We start from the raw sequence: 17,449 nt of genomic DNA, 5'->3' as shown, positions 1-17,449 counted from the left end.
CACAGAATGCATTCAGCGCAGCGTGGCGGCATCGTGATGATGATGCTCTTCTGGGTACTGCTCATTGGGCTGGGGACGTGGTGGCTGGATGGTGGGATGGAGAAAGTCCTGAGCCCCAATGCTCATATTGTGCAAACAGCGTCTGATGGTGGCCCCGTGACACTTAAGCGTAACCGTTCAGGGCACTATCAGGCGCCAGGCGAGATTAACGGTGAACCGGTCACGTTTTTGCTGGATACCGGCGCCACTTATGTGGCCGTCTCTGATCAGCTGGCTAGTCAACTGGGTCTTGAGCGGGGAAGAAATGCCTGGTTCAACACGGCCAATGGCCGAGTGCAGGGCAGTCTTACCGAACTTGATGAGGTAGTGTTGGGCGGAATCCGGGCAAGTAACGTGCAGGGCTCCATCAGCCCCGGCATGGACGATAACACGGTATTGTTGGGAATGAGCTTCCTGCATCTGCTCAATATTGAAATACGCAGCGGCGAGATGGTGCTAAGCCTGCCCGATCCATAACCTGCGCTTGTGAACACAACAGTGATGTGCTTAGCTTAAAGCTCATGGATACCAACACGCTAAGGAACTGCTATGGGTATTGAAGTAGGTGGATTGCTAGGGCTTATCTGGCTCATCATTCTGGTTTGGGCCATCGTCAAGGTAGCTAAAAGCTCGGCAGGCGGTGTTGCCAAATTGTTGTGGATACTCGCGCTGCTGTTTTTCCCGCTTGTAGGTTTGATTGCTTGGCTACTGCTAGGGCCCAAGGGGTAGCTGCCCCGTTACCTTCACAGATGGTTGAATCAAAAAAGGCAGGCCTTGCGCCTGCCTTTTCCCTTGGGACTCAATGTTACGCATTATTTCTTTGATCCGGTGGCGCTTTATAATGCCCCGGAATCTTGAGTTTCTCCCCATTAGGCAGATCGCGTACTTGGGTAGGAACATAAATGCGCTTGATGATACTTTTCGGCTTGCCATTTCCCATGGCTCAATCCTCCTGTCAGATTGTCGACAGTCTGCGCTTTCACATTAGACCTCGCCGGTACAAGAATCAAGAGGAAAGGTAGTGAGTGATTAAGCAAGGAAAAGCAGGCAGCAACAAAGTCAGATATTTATAGATTTTAAGGTATTCTGTTACAAGTGATAAACTGCTTTTTTATAACAGGTGGCCGGATGGATAACAAACTGCCTAAGCAGAGTGAGGGGTAAGATGGTGAATCACTTGGAAGAACAGTTTCAGGCGCTTGGCTCGCAAGAAACGATAATGCCCGATTATCCTGATCAGGACCACATACTGATTATTGAAGATGATCAGCGCCTTGCAGAGCTCACGCGCGACTACCTGGAAGCCAATGGTTTTCAAGTTACCCTTGAGGCTGATGGCGCAAAAGGAGCGGATCGCATTCTTACTCTGCAGCCGGATCTAGTTATTCTAGATTTGATGCTGCCAGGTGAAGATGGTCTGTCGATCTGCCGTAGAGTGCGGCCCAACTTTGCTGGCCCCATCATGATGATGACCGCGCGCACAGATGACCTGGACCAGATACTTGGTTTGGAGATGGGGGCAGATGATTATGTGCCAAAGCCCGTTCAGCCCCGCGTACTGTTGGCCCGCATGCGGGCGTTGCTGCGCCGTGCTGACGGCCCGGCGCCTAATGGGGAAATGCGGCTGCGGTTTGATAACCTGGAAATTGACAATGCGACCCGTGAAGCGTGGCTTGAGGACGAGCGTATCGACCTAACCAGTGCCGAGTTCGACTTGCTATGGTTATTAGCACGTAACGCAGGCCGGGTACTCACCCGTGAAGAGATATTTAACGAATTGCGCGGTATCAAATACGACGGTCAGGATCGTTCAATTGATGTGCGGGTATCACGCATCCGCCCCAAGGTTGGTGATGACCCCAACCAGCCTCACCGGATCAAAACCGTTCGCAGTAAGGGCTATCTTTTTGTCAAAGACAGCTAATGAACGTAAGGGGCAGGTATCATGCAACGGCCGCTTAGCCACAGCTCGTTTTTAAAGTTCTACTTATTGTTAGGTTTGGCATTGTGCGTCGTACTGCTGATCATGTTAGGCGGCCGCTCGGTTATTGAGCAGGTGCGCAATGAGGAGCATCGCGAGCAGCTTGCGGCGCTACCCATGTCGTTGATGACGCGTCAACTGGCCGACGCCGCCGAGAATGAGCGGGAACAGCTGATCAGCCATTTTGCCGAGCGGCTGGGGATGCAGCTGACCCTGCGGCGCATTGGTGAGGTTGAGCTTGGCTACTTTGCCTCTCGGCGGATTGAGCGTGGCAGTGTACTCGTGACTGAAGATCCATGGCGTCTTCGTCAGCGGCTGCCGGAAAGTCAGTGGCTGCTGGAGGCAACCCTGCCTATCTGGAGCGAGCGCCAGTGGCAGGGCAGTATATTACTGCTAGGGGAGTGGCTGGCAACGTTGCCAAGTGAAGAGCGTGAAGCCTCTCTGGCTACGTTGCGCTCCGGCAGCTGGCCGCTGTTACTGTTGACTAGCCCGCCGGATAATTTAACACCTCAACAGCAAGGTCAGCTGGCCCTAGGCAATGTTCTTACCCTGCTGGCCTCCGAGAAACTGGCCATTAGTTTGCTCTACCAGGTGCCCAATGAAGAGGCCTGGATCATGGCCGGGCCTGTTACTCAAAGTAGTACGCTACCCATGAACTTGCAGCTGCCGCTGCTGATCGGGGTCATGGTAGTACTGTGCTTAATCATCTATCTAATTATGCGCCGTCTTGAAACGCGTATGGCACGCCTGGAGCTGGCCGCCACCCGGATCGCCAGCGGCAGGCTGGAAACGCGCGTCAAGGTAGAGAGCGATGATTTTCTGGGCCGCCTGGGAATGGCCTTCAACGGCATGGCAAGTCAGGTACAAACGCTGTTACGCGGCCAGCAGGAGATGATTCGTGCCGTTTCTCATGAGCTGCGCACCCCCGTGGCACGGATCCGTTTTGCCGTTCAGATGGTGGAGGACATGACCGACCAGCCGGCTATTCGGCGTCAGTTACAGGGTATTGATGCCGATATTGCCGAGCTTGACGAACTGGTGGACGAAATTCTTACCTATGCCCGCCTGGGCAGTGAAACGGTTAACGGTGCCGAACTTGAAATGGCGCTGGTGGACTGCCGAGCCATGGCCGAACGGGTGATTGATACGCTGGCACCGTTGCACAAGGAGCTTACCCTGTCACTTGCTGAAGGCCCTGAAATCGAGCTTCTAGCCGAGCCACGCTACTTGCAGCGGGCGCTGCAGAACCTGGTGGGCAACGCCTGCCGCTATGGTAAAAAACACGTCACGATTCGGCTCTGGAGCGAGGAGCACCTAGTGCGTATCGACGTTGAAGACGATGGTCCGGGCATTCCGTTTGAAGCTCGTGTGGATATATTCAAGCCGTTTACTCGCCTGGATGATAGTCGGGCGCGTAGCCTGGGCGGCTATGGCCTGGGGTTATCCATTGTCCAGAAAATCATGGCAGGCCATGGGGGCAGTGTCACGGTGGATACCAGCCCAACCTTGGGCGGCGCCCGCTTCACGCTGCTGATTCCTCGTCGTGAGCCGCTGGCTTAATCCCGGATAGCACGGCAAACGAGGTCTCTTGGGCAGTGCGTAAAAAATCCTGCATCCAGGGGGCCTCCAGGGTCTCTTCCCGAACGGCGGCGTAAAGCGTGCTCCAGATACCACTTTCCCCCAGTTTCACGGCACTGACGTAGTCCCGCTCCAGGTATTCCGTCAGCGCCCAGTTGGGCAGCGCACAAACGCCGCGTCCGCTAGCAACCAGCTGCATCATCATGATGGTGAGCTCCGCCGTACGGATCTCTTGGGGGCGTACGTTGGCCGGGTCCAGGAACTGGGTGAAAATATCCAGGCGAGACTGCTCAACGGGGTAGGTGATCAGCGTCTGGTCTCCCAGTGCCTGCGGCTCCACGAAGCCTTGCCCAGCATAGGGGTGCTGTTTTGCCACGGCCAGAAGCCCTTCATAGCGAAACAGCGGCGCATAGTGCACGCCGTCAAGCGGCTGGGGGTCGGCGGTAATCACCAGATCAAGCTGTTCGCGGGCCAGTGCAGGCAATGGGTCGAAGTGGTGGCCGCTGGGGATATCAATTTCTACTTCAGGCCAGTGGTCACGAAAGTAATCTACCGTCGGCATCAGCCACTGAAAGCAGCTATGGCACTCAATGGCCATATGCAGGCGGCCCTGCTCGGTGCCTGCCAGGCGCGCCACATCGCGCTCAGCCTTGCGCACCTCCGGCAGTATTTGATCGGCCAGCGTTAATAGCCGCAAACCGGCGCGGGTAAATTCAACCGGACGCGTTTTACGCACAAACAGCGCACTGTTAACCCGGCTCTCCAGATCTTTTAACTGATGAGAAAGCGCCGATTGGGTAAGGTGAACGCGTTCGGCCGCCTCCACCAACGACCCCGTCTCACGCAGGGCAAGCAGCGTGCGTAGATGGCGTAATTCAATCATGTTGAGTTTTATTCACCTTACTAATAATAAAAATTAGATCGGGTAATGGTAACGGGTTAACCAAGGCATGTGAAATTATTCATGTAAAAACAATTTATCGTGATAGTTGTTCATACGCTTAACCATGTACGTATCTATAACTCATATGAATTTAAAAATAGTGCTGAGGTTTTCTGAAAAGAAAAGTACTGAAAAGAGTTGGTCGGCAGGCTATTTCACCTGGTTTGAATGAACGTATCGCTGTGGGGCTGACTATATCTAAACGCACGCCAAAGGTCGGTGGTTGCCGGCCTTTGGCGTTAACGCCACGGCTAGCTTTTGGTCGCGTAGGCGTAAAGCAGGGTTTCCTGAGCGCTGATAGCATCGCCGTTACTGGGGTCTTGCAAGCGGTAACAGCCATCACTTTGCAGCAGCCAGCTCTGGCAATTATCGACCAGGTAGGTTTCCAGGTCCTTGCGCACCCGGGTGGCGAGTTTTTTATCCAGCAGCGGAAAGCAGGTCTCGACCCGGTGGAACATGTTGCGTGACATGAAATCGGCACTTGAGCACCAGATCTCTGACTTGCCGTCGTTATGGAAATGAAAGACTCGGGTATGCTCCAGAAACCGGCCGATGATCGATCGCACGCGGATATTTTCAGAAATGCCGGGCAGATTGGGCTTCAAGCAGCACATGCCACGAATGATCAGGTCACACTCAACGCCCGCTTGAGAGGCGCGGTAAAGCGCTTTAATCAGTTTGGGCTCAGTCAATGAGTTGCACTTGATAATGATATGCCCGCGCTTGCCCTTAAGAGCCAGTTGGGCCTCACGATCAATCATTTCCACCAAGCGTTCATGCAGGGTGAAGGGGGCATGCAACAGCGTATCAATCTTGCGTGCCCGGCCCATTCCGGAAAGCTGCTGGAACACCTTGTGTACATCGGCGCATAGCGCTTTATTGGCCGTCAGAAGGCTGTAATCGGTATACAGCTTGGCGGTCTTGGCGTGATAGTTGCCCGTGCCTAGGTGGGCGTAATGACGCAGCTCCCCCTTCTCTCGCCGAACGATATGCAACATCTTGGCGTGCGTCTTGTACGCCATCACGCCATAAATGACGATAGCACCGGCTTCCTGCAGACGTGAGGCAAGCTGCAGGTTGTCCGCTTCATCAAAACGGGCGCGCAGCTCGATCACCACGGTCACTTCTTTACCCTGACTTGCCGCCTCTACCAAGGCGCTGACAATAGACGAGTCAGCCCCCGTACGGTAAAGCGTCTGCTTGATGGCCAGCACATCGGGGTCGCGGGCGGCTTCACGCAGCAGCTCCTCGATGGGTGAGAACGACTGGAATGGGTGGTGCAGAAGTACGTCGTTTTTAGCAATGGCATCAAACAGACTGCCGCTTTTCAGCGCCTTGGGAAGGCTCGGCGTGTAAGGGCGATACACCAACTCAGGGCGGTCAACATCGCCTAACACTGACATCATGCGGGTTAAGTTAACCGGCCCCTGAACGCGGTATAGATCCTCTGCATCCAGCTCAAACTGGCGCATCAAGAAGTTGGTCAGGTCATCTGGGCAGTTGTCGGCGACTTCCAGGCGCACGCCACGGCCGTAGCGCCGAGCGAGGAGCTCGCCGCGTAACGCAGAGGCCAGGTCCGAGACCTCTTCAGGGTCCACGGTCATGTCCGCATTACGGGTCAGCCGGAACTGATAGCAGCCACGCACACGCATGCCAGGAAACAGCTCCTCGGCATGGGCATGAATCATTGATGACAGGAAAACATACTCAGAAAACCCTTCGGCACACAGCTCTTTGGGCAGGGGCATCAGCCGGGGGAGCGAGCGCGGCGCGGGGAGAATCGCCATGCCCCCGGCTCGGCCAAAGGCATCCTTGCCTTCCAGCTCAACAATAAAATTAAGGCTTTTGTTAACCAGTCGGGGAAAGGGATGTGAAGGGTCAAGGCCGATCGGACTGATGACCGGCATAATTTCGTTGTTGAACAGCTCATACACCCAGGCTTTCTGCTCATCGGTCCACTGGTCGCGGCGGCGAAAGCGGAGCCCCTGATGCTCCAGTGCGGGAAGCAGGGTGTCATTAAGAATCTGGTACTGCCGAGCGATCTGCTTATGGGCTATTTCTGAAATTTCAGCAAGCACCGCCTTGGGCAGGCGGCCATCGGCGGCTGTTGTATCATCGCCCAGCGCCATCTGATGTTTTAAACCTGCCACGCGGATTTCGAAGAACTCATCCATATTGGATGAGAAAATCAATAAAAACATCAGGCGGTTAAGCAACGGATGAGCATCGTCTAACGCCTGTTCCAGCACGCGAATATTGAACTGAAGGTGGGAAAGCTCGCGGTTGAAATAAAGCTGCGGGTCGTCAAGGTCGGTTTCGCTCAGCGCCTCTCTGGCGTGTACGCCGCTAAGCGTACGATTAATACGCAAAGGCAGGCCATCACCTTCGACGCCAGGTGATTCATTTAATGATAGCGTCGTGGATGTTGAAACGTGCTCGTCCATAATTGCTCCCCGCAGTAATGGCTTTAACTAGCATAGCGCGATCGCTAGCGCTTGAAGCAGTATGGGGGAGAAAGATGACAAATAAGCGTCACCTATTTGTCATCTTAGTGACATATGAATTATCGCTGGTTTTGCAGCAAGCGCGCGGCTTCAAGAGCAAAATAGGTCAAAATGCCGTCTGCCCCAGCTCGTTTGAAGCACATCAGCGATTCCAGAATGACCGGCTCCGCTTCCAGCCAGCCGTTATCAAAAGCGGCGCGATGCATGGCGTACTCACCGCTGACCTGATAGGCGAAGGTAGGCACTTTAAGTTCGGTTTTGACACGCTGAACAACATCCAGGTAAGGCATGCCGGGTTTGACCATTACCATATCGGCCCCTTCGGTGATATCCATGGCGACTTCGTGCAGCGCTTCATCGCTATTAGCCGGGTCCATCTGGTAGGTGCGTTTATCTGCTTTGCCCAAGTTGCCTGCCGAGCCGACTGCATCGCGAAATGGGCCATAGTATTTGGACGCGTACTTGGCGCTATAGGCCATGATCCGCACGTTGTGTAAAAGTTCCTGCTCTAGCACCTGGCGAATCGCACCAATACGCCCATCCATCATGTCTGATGGGGCGAGCACATCAGCTCCCGCTTCGGCATGAGAAAGCGCCTGCTTCAGCAGTGTTTCGACCGTGCGATCGTTTTGAACGTAGCCGTGCTCATCCAGAATGCCGTCCTGGCCGTGAACGGTGTAAGGGTCGAGTGCTACATCGGTAATGATACCAAGCTCCGGTAGCGCTTCCTTGAGTGCTCGCACGCTGCGCTGAACCAGGCCGCTTGCGTTGTAAGCCTCTTCAGCAAACTCGCTTTTCTGCTCGCTGCCCACCACGGGAAACAGCGCCAGGGCGGGGATGCCAAGTGCATGGGCTTCTCTTGCCTGCTCGATAAGCAGATCGATCGACAAACGCTCAACGCCCGGCATTGAGGGGATCGCCTCGCGCTGGTTTTCACCTTCTAGCACAAACACCGGCAGGATCAGGTCAGAAGGCGTTAACGTAGACTCCTGCATTAGGCGGCGGGAAAAATCGTCGCGGCGCATGCGGCGCATGCGCGTGCCGGGAAACTGGCGGGGGCTTAATGTACTCAACGTCTCTCTCCCAAGTGGGTCGAAAATGAGGGTGCCCAAAGGCTTGGCTTGAGTATATCAGGCATGGCTTACGGCGAAAGCCGTCTTGTGGCTCTCTTCCAGACTGACTAAAGTGAGCAGTTGATTGCCTGATCACAATAGGCAACCCAGGGACAAGGAGAAAGGCATGACCAAACAGGTGGCAGTCGTATTGGCAGGCTGTGGCGTTTTTGATGGTTCAGAAATCTATGAAACCACATTGACGCTGCTGCGTTTGGATCAGTTGGGCATCGGTTACCGCTGCTTTGCGCCCGACATAGAGCAGCATCATGTAATTAACCACCTTACTCAGGAGCCGGTTGAAGGCGAGTCCCGCAATGTATTGCAGGAATCAGCGCGCCTTGCCCGCGGCGATATACAGCCGCTTGAAGAGCTGAAAGCCGATGAATTTGACGCGGTGATCGTACCGGGCGGTTTCGGCGTGGCTAAAAACCTTTCCGACTTTGCCAGCGAAGGCGACGGCATGCAGGTTTTGGATGCTCTTAAAGAGACTCTGACGCCGTTCTGGGAAAACGCCAAGCCGATTGGCATGATGTGTATTTCTCCCGTACTAGTGCCACGCCTTTTAGGCGACAGCATTGCAGTCACCGTTGGTCATGACCCGAGCGTTGCGGGAGCCATCAGCGCCATGGGTGGTCTGCACCGCAGCTGCGCAGTGGATGATATTGTGGTGGACCTTGAACACCGTGTCGTGACAACCCCCGCCTATATGCTGGCGACCCGGATCAGTGAAGCTGCCACCGGTATTTTCAAGCTGGTGGATCGAATCGGTGAGATGATGGATCAGAAAGTGTTAAATCAATAACGCCAACGCTCAGCACGCTAAACCCAAAAGCCCTGTCATCTTGGTTGACAGGGCTTTTTATCGTGAACGCTTTAAAGAGCTTGGAGCGAACGCCTAGGGCAAATGGAGTACTAAGGGTCCTGCTCTTCTACTTCTCTTTCCTCACGCTTTTTGCGCACTAGGCGGCCAAATAGCAGGCCTACCTCATAAAGCAGATACATGGGCAGGGCGAGCAGGCTTTGTGATACCACATCCGGTGGCGTCAGCAGCATGCCCACTACAAAGCAACCCAGAAAAATGTACGGCCGCTTTTTGGAAAGGCTTTCAACGCTGGTTGCCCCAGACAGAATCAATAAAAACGTTGCGATAGGTATTTCAAACGCCAGGCCGAAAGCAAAGAAGAGCTTTAGCACGAAGTTTAAATACTGGTTGATATCAGTCATCACCGCGACGTTTTCAGGGCCTGTCTGGGTGAAAAAGGCAAACAGCAGTGGGAATACCACATAATAGGCAAACGCAGCGCCTGCATAGAAGAGCGCGATGCTGGATACCAGAATGGGCACCGCCAGCGCTTTTTCATTGTCATAAAGTCCGGGAGCAATAAATGCCCATGCCTGGTGAAGCACGAACGGAATCGCAATAAAGACCGCGACCACCAAGGTCAGCTTGAAGGGGGCTAGAAAAGGCGAGGCCACTTCGGTGGCAATCATCTGTGAGCCGGGCGGCAGAAGGGCCATTAACGGCTCGGCCACAAAGCTGTAGATATCATTGGCAAAAGCGTAGAGGCCCAGAAAAACCACCAGTACCACGGCGACCGCCCGCACCAGCCGCATGCGCAGCTCGATAAGGTGTTCGATCAGCGGTGCCTGCTGCTGGTCCTGCGGGGGCTCCCGAGAGTCGCCAGGAGTGCTCATGGGTGATTGCTATCCTTGTGAGAGGTCGCCGGAGTTTCTGAAGAGGCGGACTCGGGCGGCGTGTCGTTGACTTCCTGCAGGGCGTCATCAAGCTGCGCACTTGCCTGAGCCACGCGCCGCTCGGTTTCCTTGGGTACCTGAGCAGTGGCTTTAGACGCTGCTGGCGAGGAGGGTTCGGCAATGCTTTCCACCTCCTGCTTGGCCTTCTTCAGGCTGTTGTTCAGGGACTTCTGCTGGTCCTTGAGCGTCTGGCGCAGCTCTTCGGCTTCAAGCTGGGCGCTGATTTCGCGCTGCATGCCGGATATCGTGCGCTTGATCTTGCCAACCCACAGGCCGGTCGTGCGCGCCGCCCGAGGGAGGCGCTCGGGGCCAAGTACCAACAGCCCAACGATGCCGATCAGCATCAGTTCAAGAAAACCGATATCCAGCATAGATTATTTGCGCTCTTCGCTGCGGGGCATAGGTTTCTCTTCCGCCTGCACGTCGTAGGTATTGACCGGCTCTTCATGGCCTACCTTGGCGTGAGGCTGGTCGGCGTCAGGTTTCTCGTCCTTTTCATCTTCATGGACGGCTTTCTTGAAGCCCTTGACAGCGCCACCCAGGTCGCTGCCCACGTTGCGCAATTTTTTGGTGCCGAAGATCAGGATGATGATGCCTAATACAATCAGCAACTGCCAAATACTGATGCCACCTAACATATGCATTTCCTCATTGATTCGGGTCGTCGGACCATTATGGCGTACGAGCGGCTTTTTCGTCATGGCCGGAAATGCCAAAGCGTCGCGCCAGCTCATTTAAAACATCCTGATGGTCAAGCTCCAGGTGAGACAGCATGACCAGACTATGAAACCACAGGTCAGCCGTTTCTGCGATCACCGCCTGACGCTGTTCTTCGCTGCCGTGCTCGGCATCCTTGGCGGCCAGCAGCGTTTCCGTCGCTTCCTCGCCTACTTTTTCGAGTATCTTGTTCAAACCCTTGTGATGCAAGGAAGCGACATAAGAATTATCTGGAGAGGCGTTTCGACGCTCTCTGAGCACCTCGGCCAGGGTGTCCAGCACGGGTGCAGGCTCAGGTGTGGGGGGCGTGTTCATGACTCTCCTTTTAAACAGTAGGCATCGCTATTGCCTGATTGACTATTGCCACAGCAGCAGCAGCAGACCAAGGCCCGCGGCGGCCAGCACCGGCCACTCCTGGGCACTTGCCCAGCCGCTCAGCGGCTGCCAAGCCAAGGCGATGGCCACCAGCAGAAACCCTATGCGCAAACGGTAGTGGCGTTTTCCCTGGCGGGCCATATGGCGCTGCATATGGTAAATGGCATCAACCTGCTGGTGGCGCTGGCGGTGCTCGATTTCCATACGGGTAAGCGCCTGATGAGCAAGCACGGGGAGTTCCGGCAACTGGTGGGAAAGCTCGGGGGCCTGACGCTTTAACGACTCCCAAAGGCCGCTGACGCCCGCACGCTCTTTCATCCACTGCTCAAGATACGGTTTAGCGGTACTCCACAGGTCCAGTTCCGGGTAGAGCTGGCGGCCCAGGCCTTCAATATTGAGCAGGGTCTTTTGTAGTAGCACCAGCTGCGGCTGTACTTCCATATTGAAGCGGCGTGCGGTTTGAAAAAGCCCTAATAGCACCTGGCCAAAGGAAATATCCTTTAAGGGTTTTTCTAATATGGGCTCGCAAACGGTGCGAATGGCCGCGGCAAACTCATTGGCACGGGTGTTTTCGCCTACCCAGCCTGACTCGATATGCAGCGCGGCCACTTCGTAATAATCCTGATGGAAAAAGGCCAGCAGGTTGCGCGCCAGATAGTCCTGGTCCTCGCGAGTCAAGCTGCCCACGATGCCGCAGTCGATGGCGATGTACTGGGGGTCTTCGGGATTGTCGCAGTTGACGAAAATATTGCCAGGGTGCATGTCGGCGTGAAAGAAGTTGTCGCGAAATACCTGGGTAAAGAATATCTCGACGCCGCGCTCGGCCAGCTTCTTGAGGTTGGCGCCCTTGGCCATCAAAGCATCGATATCCGCCACGGGAATCCCGCGAATCCGCTCCTGAACCATCACATGACGGCGCGTAAAGGGCCAGTAGATGGTCGGCACAAACAACAGCGGCGAGTCTTTAAAATTACGCTTGAGCTGGGAGGTGTTGGCCGCTTCCTTGTAAAGGTCGAGCTCATCGAACAGCGTTGATTCGTAGTCGCGGATAACTTCCACAGGGCGCAGCCTGCGCGCTTCGGGCACCTTGGCAAGCAGCTTGGCGACCTGATACATCAGGGCCATGTCCTGGCGCATGATGCGGTCAATGCCCGGGCGAATGATTTTGACCACCACCTCTTCGCCGCTGTGTAGCCTGGCAGCATGCACCTGAGCAATGGAGGCCGAGGCGAGCGGCATCTGCTCAAATTCGGCAAACGCCTCTGTCAGCGACATCTCAAGCTCTTTTTCAACCCGGGCCACGGCAAGCTCGCCAGGGAAGGGCGGCACCTGATCCTGAAGGCGCCTAAGCTCATCCGCAATATCCTCGGGCAGAAGGTCGCGCCGTGTGGAAAGCATCTGGCCAAATTTGATGAAAATGGGACCGAGTGCTTCCAGTGCCAGACGTAGTCGTTCACCGCGTGTACGCCGGCCCACGGCCATTAACCGCAGCGGTGAGAACCACATCAACGTGCGCAGCCAAAAGGGCAGTCGCTCAACGGGAATCAATGTATCAAGCCGATGGCGTGCAATCACCCAAAGAATTTTGAACAAGCGCAAGCTCATGAAGACGACTCCTGGGAGGCAGGCGATGTTTCAAGGGTTAAGCGTCGGTGCAGCCGATTAAGGCGCGCTTCCAGACGGTCGGTAGCCACTTCAAGCTCGGTCAGGTGGTCGCGCAGCAAGTCACGCTGCTGGCGGCCTGGCAACAGGCGGGCTTCTTCAAACACATATTCAGAGACATCCTGAAGAAGCTCGTCCTTGGCACGCAGCCCCCAGCGTGTCAGGCGGCGTACCCCCTCGGCAAGCGAGTGGGCCGGCATATCGCCCAGCCAGCGAGCAAGCTCGCCTTCCCAGTCGATATCAAGATCAAACAGCAAATCACGCGTGGCTTCCAGTAGATGGATTTGGCCGCGAACGGCAAGTTTGCCGTCAAACATGAGCCTCTCAATGGATGCCCCGCTGACCCACTCGGAAAACGTTTCCGGAGTAAGCTCTACCACCGCATCCACGTCAGTCTCTTCTACATCGTCGCCGCGCAGCAGATCAACCCCCGCCAGATGGTAGTGCAGCACCAGCTGGAGATGAGGCTTTTCCAGGCGGACCAGCAGACGGCTACCGGCCAACGCTGCCAGGCGGGAAGGAGCCGCAGGGTCACGGGCCAGCAGGGCATTAAGCGTGCGTTCACAACCGGCCAATAGCAGGGTCGGGGTTACCAGCATGCTAACCTCTTGATAAGGGACACTTTGAGGCGTTGCCAGATCATCAGTGGCTGCAACGTCATAGTTTGATGCCGCGGTGCAAGGCGACGATGCCGCCAGTAAGATTGGTGTACTCCACCCGCTCAAGGCCCGCAGCTTCCATCATGGCCTTGAGTGTTTCCTGGTCCGGGTGCATACGGATGGATTCAGCCAAGTACCGATAGCTTTCGCTATCGCCTGCAACAAGCTCACCCATTTTAGGCAGCAGGCGGAATGAGTACTCATCATAGGCTTTGGAGAGTAGCGGGTTGTTGGGTTTGGAGAACTCCAGCACCAGCAGGCGGCCACCCGGTTTCAGCACTCGTGCCATGGAGCGAAGCGCAGCGTCTTTGTCAGTGACGTTACGCAGGCCAAAGGCAATCGTGATGCAGTCAAAACTGTTGTCCGGGAACGGCAGGCATTCGGCGTTGGCCTGAACGTACTCCACGTTACCGCCGACGCCGTTGTCGATCAGCTTGTCGCGGCCCACCTTAAGCATCGAGGCGTTGATATCGGCCAGAACCACTTTGCCTCGCGGGCCAACTAAACGTGAAAACTTAAGCGTTAAATCGCCTGTACCCCCTGCAATATCCAGTACATGCTGGCCGGGGCGCACGCCCGCACGCTCGATGGTGAAGCGTTTCCAGATACGGTGAATACCCATCGACATCAAATCGTTCATTACGTCGTAACGGGCGGCGACAGAGTGGAAGACATCCGCCACACGTGATGCTTTTTCATCGACCGGGACTTCTTGGTAACCAAAATCGGTGGTGCGTTTTTCCGTGGGGCGCATGGGGCTCTAGCTCCCGAGTTCGAGGCGGTAACAATCGACCAGGTGGTCGCCGTGTTAAAAGATTGACGATATTGTAGCCTTGTCTGCCCCGATTTGTCTGCGCCTGAGCAGGCGCGCTGTATTAGAGTGCCTTGAAATGAATGCTTGCGGGCTCCCGTGAAGCACCGGCGTCGGCAAGACGCTGTAGGTAGTTATCCCAGTACGCCTGCTGGTGAGTGGCAAGCTCGAACAGATACTCCCAGCTGTAAAGGCCGCTGTTGTGGCCATCATCAAAAGAAAGCTTTAACGCATAGTTGCCCGACTGGGTAATGTTCTCAAGCCCGACGAGCTTTTTGCCCACCTGCAGCACGGCGCTGTCGCCACCGTGGCCGCGCACCTCGGCAGACGGGGAATAGACCCGTAAAAGCTCGACCGGCAGTCGATAGCTGTCGCCGTTTGAGTAGCCAAGCTCCAGCTCACGAGCCTGCTTGTGGTAGTGAACCCGGCGGGGAATGGGGGCGGGGGTAGGAGCGTTCATGACATCACCTCGTGACGATAGACGGTAAAAAGCAGTTTGCCCCGCGATTTAAGCCGTAGCGAATGCGCAAGGGCAAGCTGTCTTCATCCATACCGATGGGCGGATTTACAGAATATAGCGCGACAGATCTTCGTCGACGGCTAATTCGCCCAACTGAGCGTTCACGTAGTCCGCATCGATGGTCAGCGGGCTATCCATATCGCCCCCCTTGAACGAGGCCTCTTCCAACAGGCGCTCCATCACGGTGTGGAGGCGGCGGGCGCCGATATTTTCGGTGCCTTCGTTTACCTGCCAGGAGATCTCCGCAATACGCTCGATACCATCGGGGGTAAACTCAATATCCAATCCTTCGGTTGCCAGTAGTGCCTGATACTGCCTGGTTAATGATGCCGACGGCTCGGTCAGGATGCGCTTGAAATCATTCGGGGTGAGCGCATCGAGCTCAACGCGAATCGGCAGGCGGCCCTGAAGCTCGGGGATTAGATCCGACGGGCGCGACAGGTGGAAGGCACCCGAAGCAATAAACAGGATGTGATCGGTTTTCACCATGCCGTACTTGGTAGAGACAGTGGACCCTTCGATCAGCGGTAGCAGGTCGCGCTGCACGCCTTCGCGGGAGACTTCGCCACCGCTGGACTGCCCGCTGCCCTTGGCGACCTTGTCGATCTCATCCAGGAACACGATGCCGTGCTGCTCGACGGACTCAACAGCGCGTGCCTTGATCTCATCTTCATTGACCAGCTTGCCCGCTTCTTCATCGCGCAGAAGCACCAAGGCTTCTTTAACCGTTACCCGGCGCTGCTCGCGCTTTTGCTGGCCCATGCTGGAGAACAGGCTCTGCAGCTGGCTGGTCATCTCTTCCATGCCCGGCGGGGTCATGATGTCGACACCCTGGCCCTGAGACAATACTTCGATATCGATCTCTTTATCGTCCAGCTGGCCTTCGCGCAGCTTCTTGCGAAACGACTGGCGCGTGCTGTTATCTTCGCGGGGCTTGTCTTCCTGACCGCGGGGTGGCGGCAGCAGAGCATCCAATACGCGATCTTCGGCGGCATCTTCAGCGCGGTGGCCGACTTCTTCCTTGGCGTGTTCGCGCACCATCTTGATGGCCGCTTCCATCAAGTCGCGGATGATTGACTCAACGTCGCGGCCTACATAGCCCACTTCAGTGAATTTGGTGGCCTCTACCTTGATAAACGGCGCGCGGGCAAGCTTGGCCAGACGGCGGGCAATTTCAGTTTTACCCACACCCGTGGGGCCAATCATCAAAATGTTTTTTGGGGTAACTTCGGGGCGCAAGTCGTCATCAAGCTGCATGCGGCGCCAGCGGTTACGTAGCGCAATGGCCACGGCGCGTTTGGCATCCTGCTGGCCGATGATATATTGATCAAGCGCATGAACAATTTCGCGGGGTGTCATCTGAGTCATAAGGCAACCTCAACGTTCGTTGATATTCAGCTCTTCGAGCGTCACGTGGTGATTGGTGAATACACAGATGTCACCAGCGATTTGCAGCGATTTCTCGGTAATTTCCCGCGCTGAAAGTTCGGTGTTTTCCAGAAGCGCCCGGGCACTCGCCTGAGCAAAGTTGCCACCTGAGCCGATGGCGATAATGCCGCGCTCAGGTTCGACCACATCGCCGTTGCCGGTAATGATCAGCGAGGCGCTGTGGTCGGCTACGGCAAGTAAGGCTTCCAACCGGCGCAGGGCGCGGTCGGTGCGCCAATCTTTGGCAAGCTCGACGGCCGCCTTGGTCAGGTGGCCCTGGTACTTCTCAAGCTGGGCTTCGAAGCGCTCGAACAGAGTGAACGCATCAGCAGTGCCGCCTGCAAAACCGGCAAGCACCTTGCCACGGTAGAGGCGACGCACCTTGCTGGCGTTGCCTTTCATCACGGTATTGCCAAGCGATACTTGGCCGTCGCCCGCCAGGGCAACCTGATTACCGCGACGTACAGATACGATAGTGGTCATGGAGATGACTCCTTGAGGGAGGCTTGCTCCCGGTAACTGACCGGCCGCTTAACGAAAAAGCGACCGCTTACAAAGACGATGGACAATAAAGTGCGGGCGGCTGATAAAAAATCAACCGCCCGCCGGGTAACACGCATCGCTTTATCAGTTTTGCAGCTGAATCAACAGGGGCTCAATGCCTTGTGTAGCCATTAAATCCTGGGCACGGTTTAGCTCGCGGGTGTCCTCATAGGGGCCTACCTGGACACGGTGCCACGTATCGCCGCCAGCCTGTACTTCGCTGATTTGTGCCAGCAGGCTCAGGTTGCGTAACCGGCCACGCAACTGTTCGGCGTCACTTAGCTCGCGGAAAGAGGCGGCTTGGAGCACGTAGCGTTTCGGCTCGGCGCTAGCGGCGGCTGTCGGTTGCACGGCACTTGCCTGCTCTTCGGGCCGTGTATTGGCCGCGATAACCTGGGCAATCGGATCATCGCCTGGGGCTTGCGCATCATCAGCATCGGCGGCGGGCTGCTCGGCGACTTCAGGGCGAGTAACGTTGGAAGGTAGTCGAACGCCCGGCGCAATCACCTCGGTTTCAGGCAGCAGTGTATAAAACTCAAAGGTAGGCATGGAGGGCTGGCTGGCTGATTCGCTATCCCGTGCAGCGGCTCGTTCAGTGCTTTCCGGTTTGGAAAGCACTGTTGCCTGGGGCTGGTCATTAGATGTGTCCTGCCAGGGTGCCGTGCCGTGCTGGTGCTGGGCCAGGAAAAAGCCTGCCGCCATGCCGGCAAGCCCCCAGAGCCAACCGGGCAGGCGGAACCCGCCACCGGCAGCGCGGGGGGCTTTGCGCTGCGAAGTGGCGCCGCGGCGGGAGGGCTTTTTGCGCGGGCTAGCCATGAA

20 protein-coding genes are annotated in these 17,449 nt (G+C 56.0%); 5 read left to right on the top strand and 15 right to left on the bottom strand.

What is annotated here, in order from left to right; all coding sequences use genetic code 11:
• Positions 1–6 precede the first annotated feature (6 nt).
• The gene (locus tag ELY25_RS11940; protein ID WP_126951505.1) at positions 7–516 is read left to right on the top strand and encodes a retropepsin-like aspartic protease family protein; all 510 of its coding nucleotides are present in this window, start codon (positions 7–9) and stop codon (positions 514–516) included.
• Between the two features lie 72 nt (positions 517–588).
• The gene (locus ELY25_RS11935) at positions 589–768 is read left to right on the top strand and encodes a PLDc N-terminal domain-containing protein (protein ID WP_126951504.1); all 180 of its coding nucleotides are present in this window, start codon (positions 589–591) and stop codon (positions 766–768) included.
• Between the two features lie 76 nt (positions 769–844).
• Here ELY25_RS11935 and ELY25_RS18105 read toward each other — a convergent pair whose 3' ends face one another.
• Complete coding sequence (locus ELY25_RS18105) at positions 845–979, bottom strand: hypothetical protein (protein ID WP_260578994.1); 135 nt, start codon at positions 977–979, stop codon at positions 845–847.
• Between the two features lie 225 nt (positions 980–1,204).
• On the opposite strand from ELY25_RS18105, the gene ELY25_RS11930 reads away from it, so the two are divergent.
• Complete coding sequence (locus ELY25_RS11930; RefSeq protein ID WP_126951503.1) at positions 1,205–1,963, top strand: winged helix-turn-helix domain-containing protein; 759 nt, start codon at positions 1,205–1,207, stop codon at positions 1,961–1,963.
• A 21-nt stretch (positions 1,964–1,984) separates the two neighbouring features.
• The gene (locus ELY25_RS11925) at positions 1,985–3,580 is read left to right on the top strand and encodes an ATP-binding protein (RefSeq protein WP_126951502.1); all 1,596 of its coding nucleotides are present in this window, start codon (positions 1,985–1,987) and stop codon (positions 3,578–3,580) included.
• Here ELY25_RS11925 and ELY25_RS11920 read toward each other — a convergent pair.
• The 3 genes from ELY25_RS11920 to hemB form a co-directional block, all read right to left on the bottom strand.
• On the bottom strand, positions 3,543–4,481 hold the full coding sequence (locus ELY25_RS11920) for a LysR family transcriptional regulator (RefSeq protein WP_126951501.1): 939 nt from the start codon (positions 4,479–4,481) through the stop codon (positions 3,543–3,545). The two genes, ELY25_RS11925 and ELY25_RS11920, sit on opposite strands and share 38 nt — an antisense overlap.
• 311 nt (positions 4,482–4,792) lie before the next feature.
• A complete protein-coding gene (ppk1, locus tag ELY25_RS11915; protein ID WP_126951500.1) occupies positions 4,793–6,985 on the bottom strand; it encodes a polyphosphate kinase 1 in 2,193 nt (730 codons plus the stop codon).
• 119 nt (positions 6,986–7,104) lie between these two features.
• Positions 7,105–8,118 carry a porphobilinogen synthase gene (gene hemB, locus ELY25_RS11910; RefSeq protein ID WP_126951499.1) on the bottom strand — a complete coding sequence of 338 codons (1,014 nt, stop codon included), beginning with the start codon at positions 8,116–8,118 and terminating at the stop codon, positions 7,105–7,107.
• A 166-nt stretch (positions 8,119–8,284) separates the two neighbouring features.
• On the opposite strand from hemB, the gene elbB reads away from it, so the two are divergent.
• Positions 8,285–8,962 (top strand): isoprenoid biosynthesis glyoxalase ElbB, encoded by a 678-nt coding sequence (elbB, locus tag ELY25_RS11905; protein ID WP_126951498.1) that lies wholly within the window; start codon positions 8,285–8,287, stop codon positions 8,960–8,962.
• A gap of 110 nt (positions 8,963–9,072) precedes the next feature.
• Here the strand turns inward: elbB and tatC are convergent, their stop codons facing one another.
• The 11 genes from tatC to ELY25_RS11850 form a co-directional block, all read right to left on the bottom strand.
• Entirely contained in the window at positions 9,073–9,855 is a 783-nt protein-coding gene (gene tatC, locus ELY25_RS11900; RefSeq protein ID WP_126951497.1) for a twin-arginine translocase subunit TatC, read from the bottom strand.
• On the bottom strand, positions 9,852–10,286 hold the full coding sequence (tatB, locus tag ELY25_RS11895) for a Sec-independent protein translocase protein TatB (RefSeq protein ID WP_126951496.1): 435 nt from the start codon (positions 10,284–10,286) through the stop codon (positions 9,852–9,854). Before tatB ends, tatC begins: the two co-directional genes overlap by 4 nt.
• A gap of 3 nt (positions 10,287–10,289) precedes the next feature.
• Positions 10,290–10,553 (bottom strand): Sec-independent protein translocase subunit TatA, encoded by a 264-nt coding sequence (tatA, locus tag ELY25_RS11890; protein WP_126951495.1) that lies wholly within the window; start codon positions 10,551–10,553, stop codon positions 10,290–10,292.
• A 34-nt stretch (positions 10,554–10,587) separates the two neighbouring features.
• Entirely contained in the window at positions 10,588–10,947 is a 360-nt protein-coding gene (locus ELY25_RS11885) for a phosphoribosyl-ATP diphosphatase (RefSeq protein WP_126951494.1), read from the bottom strand.
• A 42-nt stretch (positions 10,948–10,989) separates the two neighbouring features.
• On the bottom strand, positions 10,990–12,612 hold the full coding sequence (ubiB, locus tag ELY25_RS11880) for a ubiquinone biosynthesis regulatory protein kinase UbiB (protein ID WP_126951493.1): 1,623 nt from the start codon (positions 12,610–12,612) through the stop codon (positions 10,990–10,992).
• The gene (locus tag ELY25_RS11875; protein ID WP_126951492.1) at positions 12,609–13,268 is read right to left on the bottom strand and encodes a ubiquinone biosynthesis accessory factor UbiJ; all 660 of its coding nucleotides are present in this window, start codon (positions 13,266–13,268) and stop codon (positions 12,609–12,611) included. The genes ubiB and ELY25_RS11875 overlap by 4 nt, the downstream gene beginning before the upstream one ends.
• A 58-nt stretch (positions 13,269–13,326) precedes the next feature.
• A complete protein-coding gene (gene ubiE / locus ELY25_RS11870) occupies positions 13,327–14,082 on the bottom strand; it encodes a bifunctional demethylmenaquinone methyltransferase/2-methoxy-6-polyprenyl-1,4-benzoquinol methylase UbiE (RefSeq protein ID WP_126951491.1) in 756 nt (251 codons plus the stop codon).
• 121 nt (positions 14,083–14,203) lie between these two features.
• Positions 14,204–14,599 (bottom strand): gamma-butyrobetaine hydroxylase family protein, encoded by a 396-nt coding sequence (locus ELY25_RS11865; protein WP_126951490.1) that lies wholly within the window; start codon positions 14,597–14,599, stop codon positions 14,204–14,206.
• 105 nt (positions 14,600–14,704) lie between these two features.
• Positions 14,705–16,027 carry an ATP-dependent protease ATPase subunit HslU gene (gene hslU / locus ELY25_RS11860; protein WP_126951489.1) on the bottom strand — a complete coding sequence of 441 codons (1,323 nt, stop codon included), beginning with the start codon at positions 16,025–16,027 and terminating at the stop codon, positions 14,705–14,707.
• Positions 16,028–16,036: 9 nt separating this feature from the next.
• A complete protein-coding gene (gene hslV / locus ELY25_RS11855) occupies positions 16,037–16,570 on the bottom strand; it encodes an ATP-dependent protease subunit HslV (RefSeq protein WP_018918810.1) in 534 nt (177 codons plus the stop codon).
• 144 nt (positions 16,571–16,714) lie between these two features.
• Entirely contained in the window at positions 16,715–17,446 is a 732-nt protein-coding gene (locus ELY25_RS11850) for an SPOR domain-containing protein (protein WP_126951488.1), read from the bottom strand.
• Between the last annotated feature and the right edge of the window lie 3 nt (positions 17,447–17,449).

Origin of the sequence: Vreelandella populi, from assembly GCF_003989825.1 — a bacterium.
Classification (GTDB): domain Bacteria; phylum Pseudomonadota; class Gammaproteobacteria; order Pseudomonadales; family Halomonadaceae; genus Vreelandella; species Vreelandella populi.
This window is presented reverse-complemented; position numbering and strand designations above follow the sequence as displayed.

Bases quoted from the DNA above. Each gene is read 5' to 3' on its own strand.
- ELY25_RS11940 (WP_126951505.1), top strand. From the start codon at position 7: ATGCATTCAGCGCAGCGTGGCGGCATCGTGATGATGATGCTCTTCTGG.
- ELY25_RS11935 (WP_126951504.1), top strand. From the start codon at position 589: ATGGGTATTGAAGTAGGTGGATTGCTAGGGCTTATCTGGCTCATCATT.
- ELY25_RS18105 (WP_260578994.1), bottom strand. From the start codon at position 979: ATGGGAAATGGCAAGCCGAAAAGTATCATCAAGCGCATTTATGTTCCT.
- ELY25_RS11930 (WP_126951503.1), top strand. From the start codon at position 1,205: ATGGTGAATCACTTGGAAGAACAGTTTCAGGCGCTTGGCTCGCAAGAA.
- ELY25_RS11925 (WP_126951502.1), top strand. From the start codon at position 1,985: ATGCAACGGCCGCTTAGCCACAGCTCGTTTTTAAAGTTCTACTTATTG.
- ELY25_RS11920 (WP_126951501.1), bottom strand. From the start codon at position 4,481: ATGATTGAATTACGCCATCTACGCACGCTGCTTGCCCTGCGTGAGACG.
- ppk1 (WP_126951500.1), bottom strand. From the start codon at position 6,985: ATGGACGAGCACGTTTCAACATCCACGACGCTATCATTAAATGAATCA.
- elbB (WP_126951498.1), top strand. From the start codon at position 8,285: ATGACCAAACAGGTGGCAGTCGTATTGGCAGGCTGTGGCGTTTTTGAT.
- tatC (WP_126951497.1), bottom strand. From the start codon at position 9,855: ATGAGCACTCCTGGCGACTCTCGGGAGCCCCCGCAGGACCAGCAGCAG.
- tatB (WP_126951496.1), bottom strand. From the start codon at position 10,286: ATGCTGGATATCGGTTTTCTTGAACTGATGCTGATCGGCATCGTTGGG.
- tatA (WP_126951495.1), bottom strand. From the start codon at position 10,553: ATGTTAGGTGGCATCAGTATTTGGCAGTTGCTGATTGTATTAGGCATC.
- ELY25_RS11885 (WP_126951494.1), bottom strand. From the start codon at position 10,947: ATGAACACGCCCCCCACACCTGAGCCTGCACCCGTGCTGGACACCCTG.
- ubiB (WP_126951493.1), bottom strand. From the start codon at position 12,612: ATGAGCTTGCGCTTGTTCAAAATTCTTTGGGTGATTGCACGCCATCGG.
- ELY25_RS11875 (WP_126951492.1), bottom strand. From the start codon at position 13,268: ATGCTGGTAACCCCGACCCTGCTATTGGCCGGTTGTGAACGCACGCTT.
- ubiE (WP_126951491.1), bottom strand. From the start codon at position 14,082: ATGCGCCCCACGGAAAAACGCACCACCGATTTTGGTTACCAAGAAGTC.
- ELY25_RS11865 (WP_126951490.1), bottom strand. From the start codon at position 14,599: ATGAACGCTCCTACCCCCGCCCCCATTCCCCGCCGGGTTCACTACCAC.
- hslU (WP_126951489.1), bottom strand. From the start codon at position 16,027: ATGACTCAGATGACACCCCGCGAAATTGTTCATGCGCTTGATCAATAT.
- hslV (WP_018918810.1), bottom strand. From the start codon at position 16,570: ATGACCACTATCGTATCTGTACGTCGCGGTAATCAGGTTGCCCTGGCG.
- ELY25_RS11850 (WP_126951488.1), bottom strand. From the start codon at position 17,446: ATGGCTAGCCCGCGCAAAAAGCCCTCCCGCCGCGGCGCCACTTCGCAG.